Here is a 16,244-nt window from a genome sequence, read left to right as displayed (position 1 = left end):
CGGCCGGAGAATCACGCGTCCGCCGCCGTCGCCACCTCACGTGCCCACCGGTAGTCCGCCTTGCCGCTCGGCGACCGCTGGACCGACTCCGTGATCACCAGCTGGCGCGGGATCTTGTAGCCGGCCAGCCGGTCACGGCAGTGCGTGCGGATGTCCTCCAGCGACGGCCGCGCCGCACCCGCGCGCAACTGGACCACGGCCGCCACATGGTGGCCCCACTGGGGGTCGGGCACCCCGGCCACCAACGCGTCGTAGACGTCGGGGTGGGCCTTGAGGGCCTGCTCGACCTCCTCCGGGTACACCTTCTCGCCGCCGGTGTTGATGCACTGCGAACCACGCCCGAGGACGGTGACCACACCCTCCTCGTCGACGGTGGCCATGTCGCCCAGCAGCACCCACCGCTCGCCGTCCTTCTCGAAGAAGGTCTCGGCGGTCTTGGCCGGGTCGTTGTAGTAGCCGAGCGGTACGTGTCCGCACTGGGCGACGCGGCCCACCTCCCCGGCCGCCACCGGCTCGAAGGTGGCCGGATCCACCACCTGGGTGCGGGCGTTGACACGGACCCTGAAGCCACGCTCCGGGCCCGAGTCCTCGGTCGCCGTACCGTTGAAACCCGACTCCGAGGAACCGAAGTTGTTCAGCAGCACGGCGTGCGGCACGAGCTCCTGGAACTGCCGGCGCACCGTGTCCGACATGATCGCGCCGGACGACGACACGCTGAACAGCGACGAGCGGTCGATGTGCCGCAGCGGTCCGCTCAGCGCGTCGATCAGCGGCCGCAGCATGGCGTCGCCCACCAGCGAGATGCTGCTGACCTTCTCCTTCTCCACGGTCCGCAGCACCTCCTCGGGCACGAACTTGCGGTGGATCACGACCCGCTGCCCGAAGCCGAAACCGATGAACGCCGTGAGGGTGGACGTACCGTGCATCAGCGGCGCCGTCGGGAAGAAGGTGATCCCCGCTCCGCCGGCCGCGACCCGCTCGGCCAGTTCCTCCGGCTTCTTCACCGGCTCACCGGTCGGCGCCCCCCCACCGAGACCCGCGAAGAACAGGTCCTCCTGTCGCCACATGACGCCCTTGGGCATCCCGGTCGTACCGCCGGTGTAGATGATGAACTGGTCGTCGGCCGAGCGTGCCGGGAAGTCACGCGCCGGCGATCCCGCCGCCTCGGCGTCCGCGAACTCCGTGCACGTCACCTCCGCGGCATCCGGCGCCGGAGCCCCCACCCGGATCAGCCGCCGCAGCTTCTCCGCCCGCGGCCGCGCCGCGGCCACCCGGTCCGTGAACTCCGCGTCGAAGACCAGCGCCGCGAGATCCGCGTCCCGGTAGAGGTAGACCAACTCCTCCTCGACATATCGGTAGTTGACATTGACCGGGACGATCCGTGCCTTCAGGCAGCCCAGCACCGTCTGGAGGTACTCCACGCCGTTGTAGAGGTGCAGACCGAGGTGCTCGCCGGGCCGTATCCCGGCGTCGAGCAGATGGTGTCCGACCCGGTTGGCCGCCGCGTCCAGCTCCGCGTACGTCAGGCGGCGCTCCGCGCCCGTACCGGGATGGTCGACGTGGACGAGCGCCTCACGGTCGGGGACGACGTCGACGACCGACTCGAACAGGTCGGCAAGGTTGAACTCCACCGCTCCTCCTGACCCCGGGACGTGCCTGGCATCGGACGGTTCGCCGGTCATCAGAGCAAAGGGCGGTCCAACTGTGAAGGGCCCGCGCGAGAAAATCTGACTACCTGTCAGAAAACCCTTGAAGTGCCTCCCGCCCTACTGCAACCTGTTCTCGTTCTTCCAGAGGGGAGTTGGCCATGGGTGGGACGGAACACCTCACCGTGCAGCGCGAAGGCGCCACACTGGTGCTCACGCTCAACAGGCCCGAAGCCAGGAACGCGCTCTCGCTGCCGATGCTCGTCGGCCTCTACGACGGCTGGCTCGAGGCCGACGCGGACGACTCGGTCCGCTCGATCGTCTTCACCGGCGCGGGCGGCTCGTTCTGCTCGGGCATGGACCTCAAGGCCCTCGCCGGGAACGGCATGGCGGGCGAGGAGTACCGGGACCGGCTCAAGGCCGATCCCGACCTGCACTGGAAGGCGATGCTGCGTCACCACCGGCCGCGCAAGCCGGTGATCGCCGCCGTCGAGGGGTACTGCGTCGCGGGCGGCACCGAGATGCTCCAGGGCACCGACATCCGGGTGGCGGGCGAGTCCGCCACCTTCGGCCTGTTCGAGGTGAAGCGCGGCCTGTTCCCCATCGGCGGCTCCACGGTCCGGCTGCAACGCCAGATCCCGCGCACCCACGCCCTGGAGATGCTCCTCACCGGCCGCCCCTACAGCGCCCGCGAGGCCGCCGCCGTCGGCCTGGTCGGACACGTCGTCCCCGACGGCACGGCGCTCGGCAAGGCACTGGAGATCGCCGAACGGATCAACTCCTGCGGCCCGCTGGCCGTCGAAGCCGTCAAGGCCTCCGTCTACGCGACCGCCGAGATGACGGAGTCCGACGGCCTCGCGGCCGAACTCACCAGGGGCTGGCCGGTGTTCGACACCGCCGACGCCAAGGAGGGCGCCCGCGCCTTCGCGGAGAAACGACCCCCCGTCTACAAGCGCGCCTGACCGGGTGCGCCGACCGAAGGAGCCCTCCGGCATGCCCGAAGTCCTCAAAGCCCCCCTCGTCGTCGAGTTCCCCTTCACCCGCTCCCTCGGCCCCGTCCAGAGTGCCTTCCTGACCGGCCTGCGCGAAGGCGTCGTCCTCGGCGTGCGCACCGGCGACGGCCGCACCCTCGTCCCGCCCGTCGAGTACGACCCCGTCACCGCCGAGGAGATACGCGACCTCGTCGAGGTCGCCCCCACCGGCACGGTCACCACCTGGGCCTGGAACCACGCCCCCCGCCGCGGCCAGCCCCTCACCACCCCCTTCGCCTGGGTCCTGGTCCGCCTCGACGGCGCCGACACGGCCCTGCTGCACGCCCTCGACGCCCCGGGCCCCGACGCCGTGCACACCGGCATGCGCGTCCGCGTCCGCTGGGCGACGGACCGCACCGGAGCCATCACGGACATCGCCTGCTTCGAGCCGTACGACGGAGACCCACCACAACCCAGCGGGCACACCGGCGAGTTCGAAGATCCCGTCACCGGCATCGTGGCCGCCGCCCGCCTCGACTACACCTACTCACCCGGCCGCGCCCAGACCGCCTACATCAACGCCCTCGCCGGCCGGCGGACCGTCGGCGAGCGCTGCCCGTCCTGCCGGAAGGTGTACGTCCCCCCGAGGGGTGCGTGCCCCACATGTGGGGTGGCCACATCCGAACAGGTCGAGGTGGGGCCGCGCGGCACCGTCACCACCTTCTGCATCGTCAACATCAAGGCTGCGCATACGGCGAATCTCGACATCGAAGTGCCCTACGTATACGCCCACATCGCCCTCGACGGCGCCGGTCTCGCGCTGCACGGCCGTATCGGCGGCATCCCGTACGACGAGGTCCGCATGGGGCTGCGCGTCGAACCGGTGTGGACGGAGGGCGCCCGCTATCCCGACCACTACCGGCCCACGGGCGAGCCCGACGCGGACTACGACACCTACAAGGAGCTGCTGTGACGAGCGCACCGCGGGACCGCGAGATCGCCGTCGTCGCCTTCGCCCAGACCGCGCACCGTCGCACCAGCGAGGAGCTCTCCGAGGTGGAGATGCTCATGCCGGTGCTGCACGAAGTCCTCGACCGGACCGGACTGAAGACCGCCGACATCGACTTCACCTGCTCCGGCTCCAGCGACTACCTCGCCGGACGCGCCTTCTCCTTCACCCTCGCCCTCGACGGTGTCGGCGCCTGGCCGCCGATCTCCGAGTCGCACGTCGAGATGGACGGCGCCTGGGCCCTCTACGAGGCCTGGACCAAACTCCTCACCGGCGACGCCGACACCGCCCTCGTCTACGCGTACGGCAAGTCCTCCCCCGGCTCGGTCCGCGACGTCCTGACCCGCCAGCTCGACCCGTACTACGTGGCACCCCTGTGGCCCGACTCCGTGGCGCTCGCCGCCCTCCAGACGCAGGCCCTCATCGACACCGGCGACACCGACGAGCCCGCCCTCGCGGCCGTCGCCGCACGCAATCGGGAGGCGGCGTCCGCCAACCCCCACGCGCAACTCAAGGGCACCGTGCCGCACGGCGAATACCTGGTGCGGCCGCTGCGCACCGGCGACTGTCCGCCCATCGGCGACGGCGCCGCAGCCGTGATCCTTGCGGCCGGGGACCGGGCCCGTGACCTGTGCGCACGTCCCGCCTGGATCCGGGGCATCGACCACCGCATCGAGGCCCACGGCCTCGGCGTGCGCGACCTGACCGACTCACCCTCCACCCGCCTCGCCGCCGAACGGGCCGGAGCCTTCGAGCGACCCGTCGACACCGCCGAGCTGCACGCGCCCTTCACCGCGCAGGAGATCGTCCTGCGCACGGCGCTCCGCCTCGGCGACGACGTGCACGTCAACCCGTCCGGCGGAGTCCTCGCCGCCAACCCGATCATGGCGGCCGGCCTGATCCGCGTCGGCGAGGCCGCCGCCCGCATCCACCGGGGGGAGTCCGACCGCGCCCTCGCCCACGCCACGTCCGGCCCCTGCCTCCAGCAGAACCTGGTCGCCGTACTCGAAGGGGAGCCCCGATGAGCAAGGAGCCCGTGGCCGTCGTCGGTATCGGCCAGACCAAGCACGTCGCCGCCCGCCGGGACGTGTCGATCGCCGGGCTCGTCCGGGAGGCGGCCCGCCGGGCCCTGGACGACGCCGAGCTGACCTGGGCCGACATCGACGCCGTCGTGATCGGCAAGGCGCCCGACTTCTTCGAGGGCGTCATGATGCCGGAGCTCTACCTCGCCGACGCGCTCGGCGCCGTCGGCAAACCCATGCTCCGAGTGCACACCGCCGGCTCGGTCGGAGGCTCCACCGCGCTCGTCGCGGCGGGCCTCGTCGCTGCCCGAGTCCACGGCACCGTCCTCACCCTCGCCTTCGAAAAACAGTCCGAGTCGAACGCCATGTGGGGGCTGTCCCTGCCCATCCCGTTCCAGCAGCCCCTGCTGGCCGGGGCCGGCGGATTCTTCGCCCCGCACGTGCGCGCGTACATGCGGCGCAGCGGCGCCCCGGAGACGGTCGGAGCCCTGGTCGCCTACAAGGACCGGCGCAACGCGCTCAAGAACCCCTATGCCCACCTGCACGAGCACGACATCACCCTGGAGCGGGTGACGTCCTCGCCCATGCTGTGGGACCCGATCCGCTACTCGGAGACCTGCCCCTCCTCCGACGGCGCCTGCGCCATGATCCTCACCGACCGCGCCGGAGCAGCCCGGGCCCCCCGGCCGCCCGCCTGGATGCTCGGCGGCGCGATGCGCAGCGAGCCGACCCTCTTCGCCGGCAAGGACTTCGTCTCCCCGCGGGCCGGCCGGGACTGCGCGGCCGACGTCTACCGGCAGGCCGGGATCACCGACCCCCGCCGCGAGATCGACGGCGCCGAGATCTACGTGCCGTTCTCCTGGTACGAGCCGATGTGGCTGGAGAACCTCGGCTTCGCCGCCGAGGGCGAGGGGTGGAAACTCACCGAGGCGGGCGTGACCGAACTGGACGGGGACCTGCCCGTCAACATGTCGGGCGGCGTGCTGTCCACCAACCCCATCGGCGCCTCCGGCATGATCCGCTTCGCGGAGGCGGCCCTCCAGGTGCGGGGACAGGCCGGAGAACACCAGGTGGAGGGCGCCCGCAGGGTACTCGGCCACGCCTACGGCGGTGGATCGCAGTTCTTCTCGATGTGGCTCGTGGGAGCACAGCCACCCGACTCCTGAAAGGTCCCCTTCACGTGCCCTGTTGGCCATGGGGCACGATCGCTAGGCTGGCCGCGTTCGACGAATCGGGAGGAGCACGGACGTGGCCGAGACCACCATCCAGCAGCGCCCGCTCACGGGCTGGGACAAGCCGGAGCTGGACCTCAGCAACGCGGCGTGGCAGTCCAGCAGCCGAGGCTTGGGGGATGTCCAGATCGCCTTCGTGGAGGGCTTCATCGCCATGCGGAACAGTGCCCGCCCGCAGAGCCCTTCCCTGATCTTCACGCCCGCCGAGTGGGGCGCGTTCGTGTCGGGGGCGCGGGAAGGGGAGTTCGACCTCACCTGAAGACGGGGCGGCGAGTCAGCCCGGCGGCCGTGATCCGACGGCCGATCCGGGGGTGTTCCGCCCGCTTTTCCGGACACGAGACCGGAGACATCCTCCCGGGGCCGGCCCCTGAGCCACGTCGGCCCCAGGAGGGACGGTCCGTATCCCGGAGGTGAGGAACACATGAGCACCCTGCCGGTCATCGCGGCGGTCGACGGTTCGGACGACAGCCTGCGCGCCCTGGAGTGGGCCCTCGACGCCGCCCGCAGGTGCTCGGCGCCGCTGCGCGTGGTGCACGTACGCCAGTACGCCCACTGGGCACAGCCCGAGGTGCTCACCGCCGGACCCCCGGACCCGCAGGACGACCCGGTCCTCGCACAGGTCCGCACCCGTCTGGAGGGCCGCGCCGACCCGCCCGACACGGAGTATCTGGGACTGGAGGGCGCGCCCGGCGCCGTCCTGCCCGAACTGGGCGCCTCCGGCCGACTGCTGGTGCTGGGCTCGCGGGGCCGCGGTGGTTTCGCCAGTCTGCTGCTCGGGTCCACCGGCATGGCCGCCGCCCGCGACGCCGAGTGCCCCGTCGTGGTGGTGCCGCGATCGGCAGGCGAGGTGCGGGACGAGACCCCGGCCGGCCCCGGGGCGCGCGTGGTCGTCGGCCTGAAGGTGGACGGCCCCGACGAGGCCACACTTGCCTTCGCCTTCGCCGAGGCCGCCCGTCGCGGAGCCCGGCTCCAGGCGGTCGCCGCCTACCCGTGGCCGGCGCAGCCCTGGATGATGCCCGGCGAACTGCCGCCGCCGACCGTCGACCAGGACGTGATCGAGGACGAGGCCCGGGTCCTCGCCGAGGGCTTCCTCGCCCCGTACCGCGAGCGGCACCCCGAGGTCCCCACCGAGACGGTCGCGGTGGCCGGCGACGCGGCCGGCCGGCTCGTGGCGGCCTCCCGGGACGCCGATCTGGTCGTCGTGGGCCGCCACCGACGTCACCTGCTCGCACCCGCCCGCATGATGGGCTCGGTCACCCAGGCCGTCCTGCTGCATGCGGCGAGCCCCGTGGCCGTGGTCCCGCCGGCGCCGCCCGAGAGCTGACCCCGGGGGCGATCAACACCGGCAGGCCTGCCATCAGCACCGTGCGCGAACAGATCAGCGGGGACGCCAAGCCGTCCTGCGGCAGCCGGGCCAAGGTGGCCCCCAACCTCGAACGGCACAGGGCGACGGCACAGCGGATCGGGTCGGCGCCCGCCCGGCACTTCGCAGGCCGGGGCACGTACCATGGCGACATGTCGTTCCTCCGCCGCCGCAGCGCCACCCCCGCCGGGCCCGACTTCGACGTACTGGCCATGGACCCGGGCGACTGGCCCGGCAACCTCGGTGCGGGACTGCTGCCCGCGCCCGACGGCACCTGCCAGGGCGTCTTCCTGCGCTACGACCTCTTCGGCGGCCGCGGTCCCGCGATGATCATCGGCAACCTGCCGGAGGGCTCCCCGGCCCGCGAGGTCCCCGAGGGACAGGTCCCCTTCGAGGTGGCCCAGCTGCTGCTCGCGCTGGAGAACGACGAGGAGGTCACCGTCGTCAGCACCGAGGACGTGCCGGTGATGCAGGGCGACAACCTGCTGATCGTGCGCCGCGTGAAGCTCTCCGAGGGCCGGATCTCCTGCGTGCAGTTCGACCGCAGCGACAACGTCCTGGTGACCATCGCCGCCTGGGACCGCCCCATCACGGACGACCTGTACGCCCTCCTCAAACCACTGCCCGCGGAGCTGTTCCAGCAGGGCTGAGCCCCCGCGAAAGACGCATACACGAAGGGGCCGCTGTGCGCCTGACCAGGCACGCAGCGGCCCCTTCGGATGCGTCAGCGAGTACCGACCGCCGCGCGCACCGCCCGCCGGGCCAGCTGACAGTCGTCGTGCAGCCGCCGCAGCAGCAGCCGCTGCTCCTCGCCGGACGGCACGGCACCGGGCTGGGCCGCCCCCGGTGCCGCCGGGGTCGCGTCGTTCATCGAACGCTGCACGGCCGTCTCGTAGGTGCGGATCTCACGGGTCAGCACCAGCATCAGGTTCACCAGGAAGGCATCCCTGGACGCCGGGCCCGCCGACTGCGCGATCTGGCTGATCTGGCGACGGGCCACCGGTGCGTCCCCGAGCACCGACCACAGCGTCGCCAGGTCGTACCCCGGCAGGTACCAGCCCGCGTGCTCCCAGTCCACCAGCACTGGACCGGCCGGTGAGAGGAGGATGTTCGACAGCAGCGCGTCGCCGTGGCAGAACTGGCCCATGCCCTGCCGCCCGGACGCCTGCGCGATGCCGTGCAGCAGCTTCTGCAGGTCGCCCAGGTCCCGGTCGGTGAGCAGGCCCAGTTCGTGGTACCGGGAGATCCGGGTCGCGTAGTCCAGCGGGGCGTCGAACGTGCCCGCCGGCGGCCGCCAGGCGTTCAGCCGGCAGATCGCGCCGAGTGCCGCTCTGATGTCCGCCCGGGGCGGCGCCTCGGCCGGGTGCCGCTGGAGCGCCGCCACCCGCCCGGGCATCCGTTCGATGACCAGTGTGCAGTTGTCCGGGTCCGCCGCGATCAGCCTCGGCACACGCACCGGAGGGCGGTGCCGGACGAACGAGCGGTACGCCACTATTTCGTGGCGGATCCGCTCGGACCATGCGGGGGAGTGGTCCAGTAAACACTTGGCGACGGCCGAGCTGCGACCGGTCGTACCGACCAGGAGCACGGCCCGTCCGCTGCGGCGCAGGACCTGCACCGGGGCGAACTCCGGGCAGATGCGGTGCACCGACGCGATCGCCGTGCGCAGCTGCGCGCCCTGGGCGCCGGACAAGTCGAGTCTCCCGCTGAGCGGTTGGGAGCCGAGGACCGCGCCGCGCCGTGCCCTGCCCGCACCGAGCACGGGGGCCACCGGCCGCGCGGGGGCGAGGTAGGGGCCGCTGTCCGTGGGACGGGGGTGGAGCGACCGGGGCGGTGCGGACACGGAGGACGATGCTGCGTACATGGGCGAGACAGATCCCTTCGTGTGCCTGCGACGACAGCGCACCACCCGGCCCGGACGCCCGGGAGCACCCTGGGGAATGTCCCTGCGGCGACCGGGTCGGGGTGGCGCGTTCCTACCTGACACCGGATGGCACGTGGCACACCATCTGGCGCACCCTGGCGAACCCTGGCGAATAGTCGCCCGGCAAGTCTGGCCGGGCTACTGTCAACTCAGCCGAGAACCTGGGGGCTTGATGTGAGCGGACAACCCAACACCCGGCTCGCGGATCTGTTCGGTCTGGCCGGCTGGTCCAAGGGCGAACTCGCGAGGCTGGTCAACCGGCAGGCGGCGGCCATGGGCCATCCCCAGCTGTCGACCGACACCTCCCGGGTGCGGCGGTGGATCGACACGGGAGAGATCCCGCGCGATCCGGTGCCGCGGGTGCTGGCGGCTCTGTTCACCGAGCGTCTCGGCCGTGTCGTGACCATCGAGGACCTCGGTCTGGTCCGGCACGGGCGTGCGGGGAAACGGCAGGGCGGCGGGAGCGCGGAGCCTCCCGACGGAGTGCCGTGGGCGCCCGAGCGGACCGCCGCGGTCCTCACCGAATTCACGGGAATGGACCTCATGCTCAACCGACGCGGCTTGGTGGGCGCGGGCGCCGCGCTCGCCGCGGGATCCGCACTCAGCAACGCCATGTACGACTGGCTGCACACCGACCCTGCCCTGGCGGCCGACGCCCCCGACCCGGACCGTTTCCTGCACGCCGACCCCGCTGGGTTCGACCGTTACGAGGCCGCCCCCATCGGGTCGCAGGAGATCGAGGAACTGGAGCGCTCGGTCGAGGTGTTCCGCGCCTGGGACGCGGCCCGCGGCGGCGGGCTCCAGCGCAAGGCCGTGGTGGGCCAGCTCAACGAGGTGGGCGGCATGCTCGCCTACCGTCACCCACCCCACCTCCAGCGGCGCCTGTGGGGCGTCGCCGCCAACCTCGCCGTCCTCGCGGGCTGGATGTCGCACGACGTCGGCCTGGAGCCCACGGCCCAGAAGTACTTCGTCATCGCCGCGCACGCGGCCAGAGAGGGCGGGGACCGGCCCCGCGCGGGCGAGGCCCTCTCCCGCGCGGCCCGCCAGATGGTGCACCTGGGCCGGCCCGACGACGCCCTGGACCTGATGAAGCTCGCCACGTCCGGTTCGGGCGACGAGGTGCTGCCCCGTACCCGGGCGATGCTCTACACCATCGAGGCCTGGGCACAGGCCGCCATGGGCAAGGGCCAGGCGATGCGCCGCACCCTCGGGCAGGCGGAGGACCTGTTCGTCTCCGACAAGGCCGACGTACCCCCGCCGGACTGGATGCAGACCTTCAAGGAGGAGGACCTGTACGGCATGCAGGCGCTGGCCTACCGCACGCTCGCCGAGTTCGAGCCGGGCGCCGCCGCGCATGCCCGGCACTACGCGGAGAAGGCGCTGGCCCTGCGGGTCGACGGCCGGCAGCGGTCGAAGATCTTCGACTACCTGTCGATGGCCTCGGCCTGCTTCATCGCCGACGACCCCGAACAGGCGGACCGGTACGCGCGGCTGGCCCTGGTGTCGATGGGATCCAACTCCTCCCACCGCACCTGGGACCGGCTGCGCCAGATGTACCGGCTCACGGCCGAGTACTCCGGTTACCCGAGGATCCAGGAGCTGCGGGAGGAGATCAAGCTCGCTCTGCCGAAGACGAAAGGGAGGGGCGGGAACAGCACATCGGCCTGAGTTTCCTATGACATGACCTTGGCGACGAGCACGCAGGCATTGTCCTCGCGCGCGCTCTCGCCGAACTCCTGGACGACCGTGCGCACGCAGTCCTCCGCCGTGCGGTTCCCGGCCAGACGCGGGGCCAGGTCGAGCAGGAGGGCCGCGGCCGCCGTGCCGGTGTGCCCGGGTACCAGGCCGTCGGTGTGCAGGAGCAGCAGGTCGCCCACCTCGAGGGTCTCCTCGGCCTGCCCGTAGGAGGCGCTCGAGGTGGCGCCGAGCAGGACACCGTCCGGTGCGCTCAGGGCGCGCCCCGTCCCGTCGCGGAACAGCAGCGGGGCGGGGTGTCCGGCCTGTGCCCACACCAGGGTGCGCGTGGCGGGCCGGTAGCGGCAGCAGACGGCGCTGCCGAGGGCGGGTTGCACGGTGGCGTCGAGTAACTGGTTCAGCAGGGCCATCAGTTCTCCCGGCCGTGCACCCGCCATCGCCATTCCGCGCACGGCACCGAGCAGCATGGTCATGTTCGAGGTGACTCCGACGCCGTGCCCGGTGAGGTCGCCGACGCCGAGGAGGGTCTCGCCGTCGGTCAGTTCGAGCGCGTCGTACCAGTCACCGCCGATCAGGGTGGCGGTGGACGCCGGCAACTGGTGGGTCGCGACGTCCAGGGCCCCGGGGCCGCGTTGCGGGAGCCGCAGGGAGCCGCGCCACGGCGGCAGCACGGCCTCCTGCAGCTCGACCGCGAGCCGGTGCTCGGTCCGCGCGGCCTGCCGCTGGTCGTGGAGCGAGTCACGGGTCTCGCTCACCACCCGCTGGCTGCGGCGCAGTTCGCTGACGTCGCGCAGCACGGCCCACATCGAGGCGGTGCTGCCGTCGGCGTCGAGTACCGGTTCGCCCATCATGTGCACGGTCCGTACGTCACCGTCCCGGCGTGCGATGCGGAACTCGCCGTCGATGGGCCGGGCGTCGACGAGGCAGTCGGTGACCATCGCCGTCAGCTTCGGCCGGTCCTCGTCGAGGACCACCGACGGCAGCTCGTCGAGGGTGAGTGGGGGAGCGTCGGGGTCACGGCCGAGGATGTGGTACAGCTCCCCCGACCAACTGGCCTCGTCCGTCAGCAGGTTCCACTCGGCGCTGCCCACCCTGCTGAGCAGCGAGCCGGGTGCGGGTGCGGGGGGTTTTGCGGACGCCGTGGGCAACGGCCCGTCCCGCAGCTGGGCCAGGTGCTCGTCGAGATCGTTGAGCTGGTGCAGGGCCAGGTCGTACAGGGCGCGCTGCCAGCGTCCCCGCGGGTGGTCCGACTCTTCCCCCTCGGCGTCGCGCCGCACCGCGTCCACATCGCCTTTGAGCCGCCGCGTCTGCGAGATGAGCGCGTCGACCGAGCCGCGTCCGGGCGGCTGGGCGGCGGGGCGGTCCGCGGAGAGGTGGGACGGCATGACGCACTCCGATGCGGGGACGGTACGGCCAAAGGCGGACGGAGGGACCGTTACGACTGTTGCACAGGCCGCCACGGCCTGTAAGGGATTTGGCAACACACGATACGGTGGTGCTTCTGGCATATGCCACAGTCTCGCGGAGTTACTCCGAGGTAGGTGCGGGGCGCCCTACCGGAAGGTCCAAGTCGTAGGTTACACAGGCGAATTGACGACCCGTCGGTAACCTGGGACGCGACTGCCCCGGGTGTTCGACGGCCCTGTGTTCGACGCTTTCAGTACCGCAGTACTCCGGCGATGCCGTCCGCCTCTCCGAGCATGCCGTCCGGTACGAAGCGCACGTCTGCTCCGGTCTCCAGACACTGCTCGACGATCTCGTCCACGACGTCCTCGCGGGAGCCGAGATCGCCGCTCTCGGTGAGGATCAGGTGGTCCCCGGCGTCGTGGGCCGACACGCGGTAGTTCTCCTCGACGGCCAGCAGCCGGACGCGGCCGTCCCGGGCGCTCTGCCACAGCTCGTCGACGCCGGCGGCGAACTCCCGTCGCCCGCGGGCGGTTTCGAGGGCCCGCGCCACGGCGTCCGTGCTCCTGCGGGCCTCCGCCTCGAGAACCGGCCGCATGGCCTGCCACACCGCCTCGGGCGTACCGTGCGCGAGTCCGCCGCGCGGGACGTGCACCGCGCCCCCGGCGGTGCCGCCGACCTCGTCCAGCAGCGTCAGCGCGGCCGGCTCGCCGGTCACGTACAGCCGTCGCGGGTGGTCGCGCAGGACGGCGCTCATCGCGGCATCGGTCTCGCGCAGGAACTGGCGGGTGCGCTCCTCCCGGAAGGCGCTCGGCAGGTCACCGACCCGCTGCTGCCGTTCCGGGTCGAAGTTCTCCACCCGCCGGGTCAGCGGGAAGCCGCCGACGCGCGCCTCGGTGACGCGGTCCGCGCCGCCGTTCCACAGCGTGACGCGGTCGGCGGCGAGCGACAGCACCCAGTACGGCCGGTCGGCCGTCTGGGCGGAGACGAGGTTGCGGGTGAGGAACGTGTCCGAGAGTACGACGCGTTCGGGCACGCTCCGGGCGAGCGACCACACCTGGTGCTCGCCGGAAGCCGCGAAGATCACCAGGCCGTCCTCGGCGTGCGTCAGGTCGACCTCGGACAGGGCCCGGTCGAGGCGCCGCGCGACCTCGGCCCGTCGTTCCCGGCTGACCGCCGGATCGGCCTCCAGCTGCCGTTTGGCCTCGGCCACGACATTGCGCAGCCGGACCTGGTCCTGGGCGTTGTAGGGCTCGCGCCGGTGCGTCGGCGTCAGTACGGAGACCGCCGGGTAGGGGCGCGGGCGCCGCAGCTCGGTGAGGGTCGCTGGACTCAGAACGTGCTCCATGACAGCACGATAGAGCCAATTCACCGTTAGGGCATTTGGGGTAATCGATCTGAATGCGGCACCGGGTGTCAGGGGCGTGTACGCCCTGATCAGGAAGGCTCGGTGTCACGGTCGGGACCGCAGGAACTGCCGTTCGGCGGGAGAGTGCCGTACAGCAGGAACGCGTCGACCTTGCGGTGCACGCACTTGGAGGAGCCGTAGCCGGTGTGACCCTCGCCCCGGTTGTCGAGCACCACGGCCGACGATCCGAGCCGCTCGGCCGTCTCCACCGTCCATCGGTACGGGGTGGCCGGATCGCCCCGGGTGCCCACGAGCAGCATCCTCGGAGTGTCGAGGTCCTTGACCTCGTCCCGGATGAAGTCGGTGCCCTTGGGGCGGCCGTAGCACATCAGCACCTGGGTGAGCCGGTACCGGCCGAAGACCGGGGACGCCTGCTCGTACCGGGTGCGCAGCCGGCCGAGGTCCCTGGCGACCTGCGCGGCGGCGGGGCGGTCGGGATCGTCCGCGCAGTTGACCGCCATCAGCGCCGCCGGCAGGTTGTCCAGCGGCACGTCCTCCGGGTCGACCAGCCCGCGGTGGGGGCGCAGCGGCGGCAGCGTGACGCCCCCGGAGGCGAAGACTTCCAGAGCGCGTGTGTCGCCGTCCTCCAGCAGCTGCGCGATGGCCCGCTGGAGTGAAGGCCACAGCTCTCTGCTGTAGAGCCCCTGAGCGAGGGCCCCCACGAAGTCCTGGCCGGAGAACGCCTCGCCGAAGTCCGTCGGCACCGGGTCCTCGTCGAGCGACTCGACCACCTGGACGATGTCCTCCCTGGCCTCCCGCGGGTTCTGCCCGAACGGACAGGCGATGTCCTCGGTGCACCAGGTGAGGAAGTTCTCCAGAGCGGTCTGCTGACTCTGCGCGCTCACCACACCCTGCTCGGACAGCGGCTCGGTCAGTGTGTCGACGCCGTCCAGCACCATCCTGCCGACCTTGCCGGGGAACTGGGCCGCGTACACCGCGCCCAGCCGGCTTCCGTAGGAGAAGCCCAGGTAGTTCAGCTTGGAGTCGCCGAGCGCGTCGCGTATGACGTCCAGGTCGCGTGCCGCGTTCACCGTGCCGATGTGGGGCAGGACGGGGCCCGAGTGCTCGGTGCACTCGGCCGCGGCGTCGCGCAGCCTCTCCAGTACGGCCTGCGGATCGGCCACGGCGGCGTCCGTCTCGCCCAGCGCGTCGTCGGGGGCGTTCCCGCAGCTGACCGGCGAGGAGCGACCGACGCCGCGGGGATCAAAACCGACCACGTCGTACCCGTTCGTCAGGCCCATGAACTCCTTGCCCGCGATGGCGAGTTGTCCCACGCCCTGACCGCCGGGGCCGCCGAAGTTCAGCAGCACCGAGCCCCGGGACTTCCCTGTGGCCCGGAAGCGGGCCACGGCGAGATCGAGCGTCCCCTTCCCGGGTGCGGCGTAGTCGAGCGGGACGGTGACCTTCCCGCACCGGAGGTCCTTCGGCATGTCCGTGCCCTCGCAGGCCGACCAGGTGACCTTCTGGTCGTAGAAGCGCGACAGGCCGGGCGGGGGGTCGTCCGCGGCCGGCAGCCCCGCACCCAGCAGTGCGAGCCCGGCCGCGCCGGCGACGGCGCAGCGCCGGACCGAGGGGCGCACGGACAGCTTGGCCAGCATCAATGCCTCCAGGGGGCGCCCCACAGCGGACCGGGTACCGGCGCCCTCGCTCACCATATGCGGGCACCGGAAGCCCCGCCTCCGGGCGAGCCGGGGAGCCGGTCGGGGCGGTGAACCGGGCGGGGCGGAGGCCTGCGCCGCGTGAGGGCGTCGCACATACGAAGGGCTTTACCGCTAGTTCGACAACCGGGCCGCTCGATGGAGTGAAAGGCCGATTAGCCACTAACCAGGATCGGGCGTCCGCGTTCTACCCCGTGCGGGTGAGTGCCCGCGACGATGTCTGGAAGGCAGGGACCCTATGAGACGGGTTACCCGAAAGGGTGTGATCGCTGTCGCCGCCGCCTCGGGCGCGATGGCCGTGACCGTACCCGCGTACGCCGGTTCCGGGGCGGACGGCTCGGCGGCCGGTTCGCCCGGGGTGGTCTCCGGCAACACGGTTCAGCTGCCGGTGCACGTCCCGGTGAACGTGTGCGGAAACACCGTGAACGTGGTGGGACTGCTCAATCCGGCCGCGGGAAACACGTGCGCGAACAAAGACCGGCCGGGCGACCGGCCGGGCGGCGGGCCCGGCGGCGGTGCGGTCGCCGAGGGCAGCGGAAAGCATTCACCGGGCGTGGCCTCCGGCAACAGCGTGCAACTGCCCGTCGACCTGCCGGTCAACGTCACCGGCAACACCGTGAACGTGGTCGGCGTCGGCAACGCGTCGGTGGGCAACGAGTCCTCGAACACCCCGGGCGACCGCCCCGTGCGCCCGGACCGGCCCCGGCACCAGAAGCCGACGCCCGAACCGTCGACGCCGCCCCCGGCGCGGACGGCCCCCGAACCGGCCCCGCACACCCCGCGGCACACACAGGCCCTGGCCCACACGGGTGCGGACCACACCCTCCCGGCCGTGGCGGCGAGCGCGGCGCTCGTGCTCGGCGGAGTGGCCCTCCGCCGCCGCTTCCGCTCCGGGGCGGACGACTGATCGCA

Annotated in this window: 14 protein-coding genes; 9 read left to right on the top strand and 5 right to left on the bottom strand. The window is 72.0% G+C overall.

The features are described 5' to 3' along the window. Window positions 1–11: 11 nt before the first annotated feature. Entirely contained in the window at window positions 12–1,631 is a 1,620-nt protein-coding gene (locus tag SSQG_RS01980; RefSeq protein WP_039931775.1) for an acyl-CoA synthetase, read from the bottom strand. Window positions 1,632–1,807: 176 nt separating this feature from the next. On the opposite strand from SSQG_RS01980, the gene SSQG_RS01975 reads away from it, so the two are divergent. The 7 genes from SSQG_RS01975 (at window position 1,808) to SSQG_RS01945 (ending at window position 7,893) form a co-directional block, all read left to right on the top strand. Beyond that, a complete protein-coding gene (locus SSQG_RS01975) occupies window positions 1,808–2,608 on the top strand; it encodes a crotonase/enoyl-CoA hydratase family protein (RefSeq protein WP_039931774.1) in 801 nt (266 codons plus the stop codon). A gap of 31 nt (window positions 2,609–2,639) precedes the next feature. Next, a complete protein-coding gene (locus tag SSQG_RS01970) occupies window positions 2,640–3,590 on the top strand; it encodes a Zn-ribbon domain-containing OB-fold protein (RefSeq protein WP_003987993.1) in 951 nt (316 codons plus the stop codon). Continuing rightward, a complete protein-coding gene (locus SSQG_RS01965; protein WP_003987992.1) occupies window positions 3,587–4,651 on the top strand; it encodes a thiolase domain-containing protein in 1,065 nt (354 codons plus the stop codon). Before SSQG_RS01970 ends, SSQG_RS01965 begins: the two co-directional genes overlap by 4 nt. After that, on the top strand, window positions 4,648–5,814 hold the full coding sequence (locus tag SSQG_RS01960) for a thiolase domain-containing protein (protein WP_003987991.1): 1,167 nt from the start codon (window positions 4,648–4,650) through the stop codon (window positions 5,812–5,814). Before SSQG_RS01965 ends, SSQG_RS01960 begins: the two co-directional genes overlap by 4 nt. A gap of 82 nt (window positions 5,815–5,896) precedes the next feature. Continuing rightward, entirely contained in the window at window positions 5,897–6,139 is a 243-nt protein-coding gene (locus SSQG_RS01955; protein ID WP_003987990.1) for a DUF397 domain-containing protein, read from the top strand. Between the two features lie 162 nt (window positions 6,140–6,301). Continuing rightward, entirely contained in the window at window positions 6,302–7,204 is a 903-nt protein-coding gene (locus SSQG_RS01950) for a universal stress protein (protein WP_003987989.1), read from the top strand. 191 nt (window positions 7,205–7,395) lie between these two features. Further along, a complete protein-coding gene (locus tag SSQG_RS01945) occupies window positions 7,396–7,893 on the top strand; it encodes a hypothetical protein (protein WP_003987988.1) in 498 nt (165 codons plus the stop codon). A gap of 74 nt (window positions 7,894–7,967) precedes the next feature. On the opposite strand, the gene SSQG_RS01940 is transcribed toward SSQG_RS01945, so the two are convergent. Next, window positions 7,968–9,107, bottom strand: coding sequence for an aminoglycoside phosphotransferase family protein (locus SSQG_RS01940; RefSeq protein WP_039931773.1), 1,140 nt, complete (start codon window positions 9,105–9,107; stop codon window positions 7,968–7,970). Window positions 9,108–9,341: 234 nt separating this feature from the next. Here SSQG_RS01940 and SSQG_RS01935 point away from each other — a divergent pair, with 234 nt between their 5' ends. Continuing rightward, window positions 9,342–10,835: a hypothetical protein gene (locus tag SSQG_RS01935; RefSeq protein WP_003987985.1), complete on the top strand. Its 1,494-nt coding sequence runs from the start codon at window positions 9,342–9,344 to the stop codon at window positions 10,833–10,835. 5 nt (window positions 10,836–10,840) lie between these two features. Here the strand turns inward: SSQG_RS01935 and SSQG_RS01930 are convergent, their stop codons facing one another. The 3 genes from SSQG_RS01930 to SSQG_RS01920 form a co-directional block, all read right to left on the bottom strand. Further along, window positions 10,841–12,247 (bottom strand): PP2C family protein-serine/threonine phosphatase, encoded by a 1,407-nt coding sequence (locus SSQG_RS01930; protein ID WP_003987984.1) that lies wholly within the window; start codon window positions 12,245–12,247, stop codon window positions 10,841–10,843. A 272-nt stretch (window positions 12,248–12,519) separates the two neighbouring features. After that, window positions 12,520–13,614: a hypothetical protein gene (locus tag SSQG_RS01925; protein WP_003987983.1), complete on the bottom strand. Its 1,095-nt coding sequence runs from the start codon at window positions 13,612–13,614 to the stop codon at window positions 12,520–12,522. 89 nt (window positions 13,615–13,703) lie between these two features. After that, window positions 13,704–15,272, bottom strand: a complete 1,569-nt coding sequence (locus SSQG_RS01920; protein WP_039931772.1) for an alpha/beta hydrolase — start codon at window positions 15,270–15,272, stop codon at window positions 13,704–13,706. A gap of 298 nt (window positions 15,273–15,570) precedes the next feature. Between SSQG_RS01920 and SSQG_RS01915 the strand changes: the two genes are divergently transcribed. Next, the gene (locus SSQG_RS01915; RefSeq protein WP_003987981.1) at window positions 15,571–16,239 is read left to right on the top strand and encodes a chaplin; all 669 of its coding nucleotides are present in this window, start codon (window positions 15,571–15,573) and stop codon (window positions 16,237–16,239) included. The last annotated feature ends 5 nt before the right edge of the window (window positions 16,240–16,244 follow it).

Origin of the sequence: Streptomyces viridochromogenes DSM 40736 (assembly GCF_000158955.1) — a bacterium.
Lineage (GTDB): Bacteria > Actinomycetota > Actinomycetes > Streptomycetales > Streptomycetaceae > Streptomyces > Streptomyces venetus.
The sequence above is the reverse complement of the archived record's forward strand: the minus strand, read 5'-3'. Positions and strand labels throughout refer to the sequence as shown.